Below are 6,723 nucleotides of genomic sequence, written 5' to 3'. Positions count from 1 at the left end.
TGTTCCGCCCCAGCGCGGCGACCCAGGCGCAGCGCGGTGCGGCCCTGGCGAATGATGCCACGGTGCAGGTGATGCCGGGCGTGCTGGAAGGCAGCAACGTCAAACCGGTGGAAACCATGGTCGATATGATCGCCAACGCCCGACGTTTTGAGATGCAGATGAAGGTGATCTCTAACGTCGATGAAAACGAACAGCGAGCCAACCAGCTGCTCAACATGAGCAGCTAAGGCTTAAGGAAAACAGAATGATTCGTTCTTTATGGATCGCGAAAACCGGTCTTGATGCACAGCAGACCAATATGGACGTCATCGCCAACAACCTGGCGAACGTTAGCACCAACGGCTTTAAGCGCTCACGCGCGGTCTTTGAAGACCTGATGTACCAAACCCTGCGCCAGCCAGGCGCGCAGTCGTCAGAGCAAACGACGCTGCCCTCTGGCCTGCAGATTGGTACCGGTGTTCGTCCGGTTACCACTGAGCGCCTGCACAATCAGGGTAACCTGTCGCAGACCAGCAACTCGAAAGATGTGGCGATCAACGGTCAGGGTTACTTCCAGGTCCAGATGCCAGACGGCACCTCGGCTTATACCCGTGACGGTTCATTCCAGGTGGATCAGAACGGTCAGTTGGTCACCAATGCAGGATTCCCGGTGCAGCCAGGGATCACCGTACCGGCTAACGCCACCAGCATCACCATTGCGCGTGACGGCGTGGTAACCGTTACGCAGCAGGGCCAGACCCAGCCGGCGCAGGTGGGACAGCTGACGCTCAGCACCTTTATGAACGATGCCGGTCTGGATAGCGTGGGTGAAAACCTCTATCAGGAGACCCAGGCCTCTGGCGCGCCAACCGAGAGCACCCCGGGCCAGAACGGCGCCGGTCTGCTGTATCAGGGTTACGTTGAAACCTCTAACGTCAACGTGGCGGAAGAGCTGGTGACGATGATCCAGACGCAGCGCGCTTACGAGATCAACAGCAAAGCGATCAGTACCTCCGATCAGATGCTGCAGAAGTTAACCCAGATTTAATGCTGGGATCGTTGGGCCAGCCTGGCTGGCCTGATTAAGAACATGAAAAAGGTCAGAACTCCGTGGCGAAGCAAGTGATTCTCAAGCCTGGGCATTGGTTAGTAGCCACGCTGCTACTGACACTTAACGGTTGTGCGCTGGTGCCGCGCACGCCACTGGTGCAAGGGGCGACAACGGCTGAGCCGACGCCATCCGCGCCGCCGGTGGTAAACGGCTCTATTTTCCAGGGCGTCGCGCCGCTCAACTATGGCTATCAGCCGCTGTTTGAGGATCGCCGTCCACGTAACATTGGCGACACCCTGACCATCACGCTGCAGGAGAACGTCAGCGCCAGCAAGAGCTCCTCCGCGAATGCCAGCCGTGATGGCAGCAACAGCTTTGGTCTGAGTGCGATCCCAACCGGCCTGGCGGGTCTGGTCGGCGCCGGCGGTGAAAAAGCCGCGCTTGATGCCAATGGCAAAAACGACTTCGCCGGCAAAGGGGGCGCCAGCGCCAACAACACCTTTACCGGCACCATCACCGTCACCGTTAATCAGGTGCTGTCGAACGGCAACCTGCGCGTGGTCGGTGAGAAACAGATTGAGATTAACCAGGGTACCGAATTTATTCGCTTCTCTGGCGTGGTGAACCCGCGCACCATCAGTGCCAGCAATGCGGTGCTGTCAACGCAGGTGGCCGATGCGCGTATTGAGTACGTCGGTAACGGTTATATCAATGAGGCGCAGACCATGGGCTGGTTCCAGCGCTTCTTCCTGAACGTCTCGCCGATGTAAGAGGTCATGATGAAAAACACTACACTGCTGCGTATGGGGCTGGGCTTGCTGCTCGGTCTCAGTAGCCTGATGGCACAGGCGGATCGCATTCGCGATCTCACTACCGTGCAGGGCGTGCGCGAAAACCAGCTGATTGGATACGGTTTGGTGGTGGGGCTGGATGGCACGGGCGACCAGACCACGCAGACGCCGTTTACCACGCAAACCGTCAGCAACATGCTGTCACAGCTCGGTATTACCGTGCCTGCCGGCACTAACATGCAGTTGAAAAACGTGGCGGCGGTCATGGTAACGGCAAAGCTGCCCTCGTTTGCCCGTCAGGGGCAGACCGTTGACGTGGTGGTCTCTTCGTTGGGTAACGCCAAGAGCCTGCGCGGCGGTACGCTGCTGATGACGCCGATGAAAGGGGTGGATAATCAGGTCTATGCGCTGGCGCAGGGTAACATCCTGGTCGGCGGTGCCGGCGCCTCTGCCGGTGGCAGCAGCGTGCAGGTTAACCAGCTGAACGGTGGCCGCATCACCGGCGGTGCAACGGTGGAGCGTGAGCTGCAGAGTAACTTTGGCAGCCAGAATACCCTCAATCTGCAGCTCAACAGTGAAGACTTTACTATGGCGCAGCGTATCGCCGATGCGATCAACAGCCGTGGTGTGGGATCGGCGCTGCCGCTGGATGCGCGCACCGTGCAGATTCGCGTCTCGCCAAACAACAGCTCACAGGTGCGCCTGTTGGCCGAGATCCAGAACATTGATGTTTCGGTGCCGCTGGAAGATGCCAAAGTGATCATCAACTCGCGCACCGGCTCGGTGGTGATGAACCGCGAAGTAACGCTGAACACCTGTGCGGTGGCGCAGGGCAACCTGTCGGTGACGGTAAATCAGCAGCAGAACGTCAGCCAGCCTGATACGCCGTTCGCCGGAGGGCAGACCGTGGCCACCACGCAAACGCAGATCGATCTGCGTCAGAGCGGGGGCGCACTGCAGCGGGTTAACGCCAGCGCCAACCTGAACAATGTAGTGCGTGCGCTGAATGCGCTGGGTGCCACGCCGATTGAGCTGATGTCGATTCTGCAATCGATGGAGAGCGCAGGCTGCCTGCGCGCCAAACTGGAAATTATCTGATGACGGATACGCAATCGCTGATGAACGCGGCGTATGACAGCCGCTCACTGAACGAACTGAAACGCCAGGCCGCCGTTGATCCTAAAGGCAAGGCGCTGCAGGTGGCAAAGCAGGTGGAAGGGATGTTCGTGCAGATGATGCTGAAAAGCATGCGCGAGGCCCTGCCGCAGGATGGCATGCTGAGCAACGATCAGACGCGGCTGTATACCTCACTGTACGATCAGCAGATTGCGCAGGAGATCGGCAAGCGCGGGCTGGGTCTGGCTGACACCATTGTCAAACAGATGCAGCCAGCGCAGGCGCCGGATGAAACGGCGGGAACGATCCCGATGAAGCTGGATAACAGCTTTATCTATAGCAACACGGCGCCGATGCAGCTGGAGCAGATGGTGCGTAAAGCGGTACCGCGTCTGCCGGTCTCGCCAGCCAGCCTGCCCGGTGACAGCAATGAATTTATTGCCCAGCTGGCGCAGCCGGCAAAAGTTGCCAGTCAGCAGAGCGGCATTCCTCATCACCTGATTCTGGCGCAGGCGGCGCTGGAATCTGGCTGGGGCCAGCGGCAGATTCTGACGCGTGACGGCAAGCCGAGTTACAACGTGTTCGGCATTAAAGCCAGCGGCGACTGGAAAGGCGAGACCACCGATATCATGACCACCGAATATGAAGGTGGCGAAGCGAAGAAAGTACGCGCCTCGTTCCGCGTGTATGGCTCCTATTTTGAAGCGCTCAGCGATTACGTGAAGCTGATCTCCGGCAACCCCCGTTATGCCGCCGTTGCCAGTGCGCCGAGCGCCGAACAGGCGCCCGTGCGCTCCAGGCCGCTGGCTACGCGACCGATCCGAAATATGCGCAGAAGCTGGTAGGAATGATCCAGCAATTCAAAAACATGGGCGAAAAAGTAGTGAAAGCTACAGTCAGGATTTCACCGATTTGTTCTGATTTTTGGCCTCAAGTTTCACTTAAGCACGCCGATAACACTCATATGCCGCGGATGCCTGTCATCCGCGCAATCGCACTGATGACTGCCAGCCCGGTGAACGGGAAATAAAGGAACCGAGATGTCCAGCATAATTAACTCAGCGATGAGCGGGCTGAGCGCCGCACAGGCCGCATTGAGCACCACCAGTAATAACATCAGTAACTACACCGTAGCGGGCTACTCGCGGCAGACCATTCTGCTGTCGCAGGCCAACAGTACGCTGCAGGGCAGCAACTACTATGGCAACGGTGTCAATGTGACGGGCGTGCAGCGCGAATACGATGAGTTCATTACCGCTCAGCTGCGCGGTAACAGCGCGAACTACAGCGCGGTGAATTCGCAGTATAACCAGATTTCGAACATCGATGACCTGCTGTCAACGTCTACCACCAGCCTGTCTGATTCTATCCAAAAGTTTTTCACCAACGTGCAGAACGTGGTGAGCAATGCTGACGATCCTTCAGCACGTCAGTCCATGCTGAGCTATGCGCAGGGGCTGGTGAACCAGTTCCAGACGACGTCGCAGTATCTGACCAGCATGCAGAACAGCGTTAACACCGATATCAAAGCCAACGTTGATCAGATCAACACTTACTCCAGTCAGATTGCCGATCTCAATACGCAGATCTCTAAGCTGACCACCGGCGGCGGTTCAGCACCCAACGATCTGCTCGATCAACGCGATCAGCTGGTCAACAGCCTGAACAGCATTGTGGGCGTGAACGTGTCGAAGCAGGATGGTAACTACATCGTTTCGATGGGCAATACCACGCTGGTTAACGGCAGCAAGACCACCTCGCTGGTGGCGATGCCATCAAGCAGCGATCCGGCACGCATCACCATTGGCTATGTGGATCAGCAGGCGGGTAAGGTCGAGATCCCGGAAAAAACGCTGACTACCGGCGCACTGGGTGGTCTGCTGGCGTTCCGCTCACAGGATCTGGACAACGCGCAGAATCAGCTGGGCCAGCTGGCTGCCGCGTTCACCACCAGCTTTAACCAGGTGCACAGCACCGGTTACGACAGTAACGGCGATACCGGTATTAACTTCTTTAACATCGGCAGCCCAACGGTCATCACGAACACGAAAAACAGCTCCACCGCCAGCGTGAGCGCTGCGTGGACCGATACCAGCGCCATGAAGGCCTCAAACTATAACGTGAGCTACGACGGCAGCGCCTGGTCAGTCACGCGTCTGTCGGATAACGTCAAAGTGACGCCGACCATGGGCACTGACGGTTCCGGTAACACCACCATGAGCTTTGATGGCATCGCGCTGACGGTTAACGGCAACGCTAACGCCAAAGACAGTTTCCTGGTCAGGCCGGTGCAGGATGTGATCAGCGGAATGTCCGTGGCGATCACCAGTGAATCACAGATTGCCGCTGCGTCAGCCGCCGGCGGCGCCAGCGATAACCGCAACGCGCAGAAGCTGCTGGACTTGCAGGATGCCAAACTGATCAACGGCAACGCCACGCTGGCTCAGGGCTATGCCAGCCTGGTGAGCACCGTGGGTAACAAAACCAAAAACCTGGAGACGGCTGCCGCCACGCAGAAGGGCGTCGTCACGCAGCTGACAGAGCGTCAGCAGTCAGTTTCTGGCGTCAACCTCGATGAGGAGTACGCCAACCTGAGCAAATATCAGCAGTTTTACATGGCGAACGCGCAGGTGCTGCAGACCGCCAACACTATTTTCGATGCTTTGATGAGCATTCGCGGTTAACAGAAGAGGTCTGACCGATGAGACTCAGTACAAATATGATTTTTGATCAGCAGGTACGTGGCGTGACTGATGCGCAATCGTCCTGGCTGAACGCGGGCAACCAGCTCTCAAGCGGCCGCCGCGTCACCAATCCCTCTGACGATCCGATCGCAGCCTCCCGTGCGGTGGTGCTGTCGCAGACGCAGGCGCGCGATAGCCAGTTTGCGCTGGCGCGTTCGTTCGCCGATCAGAGCCTGTCGCTGGAAGAGAGTACGTTGAGTGATGTCACCACGGCCATTCAGTCAGCGCAAACGACGCTGATCAGCGCCGGTAACGGCTCGCTGAGTGATGATGACCGCGCCTCTTACGCTACCCAGCTGGAGGGGATCCGTTCACAGCTGCTGAACCTGGCGAACAGTAAAGATGGCAACGGCCGCTACCTGTTTGCCGGTTATGAATCCGATACCGCGCCGTTTACTCAGGACGCCAGCGGTGCGGTAACCTACACCGGCGGTACGCAAGCGATCACACAAAAAGTGGACAGCGAACGCTCCATGACGGTGGCACACACGGGCAATGCGATTTTTGATTCGCTGACCAGCAATGCCAAGCCGGAGCCAAACGGCGGTACCAGCCAGACCAATCTGTTCGATATGCTTGATAGCGCCATCAGCGCTCTGAAAGTGCCGCAGAATGACGCCGATGATGCCACGAAGCAGACCTTCACCGACGCAATGGATAAGGCAAACCGCGGTTTCAGCAATTCGCTGAATAACGTGCTGGCGGTACGCTCTGAGATCGGTACCCAGCTGGATGAGCTGGATACGCTGGATGCGAAGGGTGATGACCGGGCCGTCACGTTGAAAGACCAGATGAGTACGCTGGTAAACGTTGATTACACCCAGGCGATCTCCACCTACACCATGCAGCAGCAGCTGCTGCAGGCGTCTTATACCACCTTTAGCGATATGTCGAAGATGTCGCTGTTCCAGATGAATAAGTAACAGACCTGACACTTTGAGCGCGCTTAAACCGGGTGCGCTTAGTTTCGCCCACTGCCCGCAAGGGCCGTGGGATTTTTTTTGCCTTTTACTCCCGCTCCTGTAGATACATCCCGCCAGGC

The 6,723-nt window shown here is 57.7% G+C and carries 6 protein-coding genes and 1 pseudogene; all 7 read left to right on the top strand.

The annotated features are described in order from the left end of the window. Positions 1-227: flagellar basal body rod C-terminal domain-containing protein (locus tag HA48_RS17905; protein ID WP_279626745.1), on the top strand; the 227-nt coding region annotated here is incomplete at its 5' end. Between the two features lie 17 nt (positions 228-244). Then, the gene (gene flgG / locus HA48_RS17900; RefSeq protein WP_128602530.1) at positions 245-1,027 is read left to right on the top strand and encodes a flagellar basal-body rod protein FlgG; all 783 of its coding nucleotides are present in this window, start codon (positions 245-247) and stop codon (positions 1,025-1,027) included. 62 nt (positions 1,028-1,089) lie between these two features. Then, a complete protein-coding gene (locus tag HA48_RS17895) occupies positions 1,090-1,800 on the top strand; it encodes a flagellar basal body L-ring protein FlgH (RefSeq protein ID WP_128602529.1) in 711 nt (236 codons plus the stop codon). Between the two features lie 33 nt (positions 1,801-1,833). Next, on the top strand, positions 1,834-2,919 hold the full coding sequence (locus tag HA48_RS17890) for a flagellar basal body P-ring protein FlgI (RefSeq protein WP_167377160.1): 1,086 nt from the start codon (positions 1,834-1,836) through the stop codon (positions 2,917-2,919). Beyond that, positions 2,919-3,858 (top strand): annotated as a pseudogene (gene flgJ / locus HA48_RS17885) (flagellar assembly peptidoglycan hydrolase FlgJ). The gene HA48_RS17890 and the pseudogene flgJ overlap by 1 nt, the downstream one beginning before the upstream one ends. A 119-nt stretch (positions 3,859-3,977) precedes the next feature. Beyond that, positions 3,978-5,621: a flagellar hook-associated protein FlgK gene (flgK, locus tag HA48_RS17880; protein WP_128602527.1), complete on the top strand. Its 1,644-nt coding sequence runs from the start codon at positions 3,978-3,980 to the stop codon at positions 5,619-5,621. Between the two features lie 17 nt (positions 5,622-5,638). Continuing rightward, entirely contained in the window at positions 5,639-6,604 is a 966-nt protein-coding gene (gene flgL, locus HA48_RS17875; protein ID WP_128602526.1) for a flagellar hook-associated protein FlgL, read from the top strand. The last annotated feature ends 119 nt before the right edge of the window (positions 6,605-6,723 follow it).

Source organism: Pantoea wallisii (assembly GCF_002095485.1).
In the GTDB taxonomy this organism is placed as follows: domain Bacteria; phylum Pseudomonadota; class Gammaproteobacteria; order Enterobacterales; family Enterobacteriaceae; genus Pantoea; species Pantoea wallisii.
This window is presented reverse-complemented; position numbering and strand designations above follow the sequence as displayed.

Bases quoted from the DNA above. Each gene is read 5' to 3' on its own strand.
- flgG (WP_128602530.1), top strand. From the start codon at position 245: ATGATTCGTTCTTTATGGATCGCGAAAACCGGTCTTGATGCACAGCAG.
- HA48_RS17890 (WP_167377160.1), top strand. From the start codon at position 1,834: ATGGGGCTGGGCTTGCTGCTCGGTCTCAGTAGCCTGATGGCACAGGCG.
- flgK (WP_128602527.1), top strand. From the start codon at position 3,978: ATGTCCAGCATAATTAACTCAGCGATGAGCGGGCTGAGCGCCGCACAG.
- flgL (WP_128602526.1), top strand. From the start codon at position 5,639: ATGAGACTCAGTACAAATATGATTTTTGATCAGCAGGTACGTGGCGTG.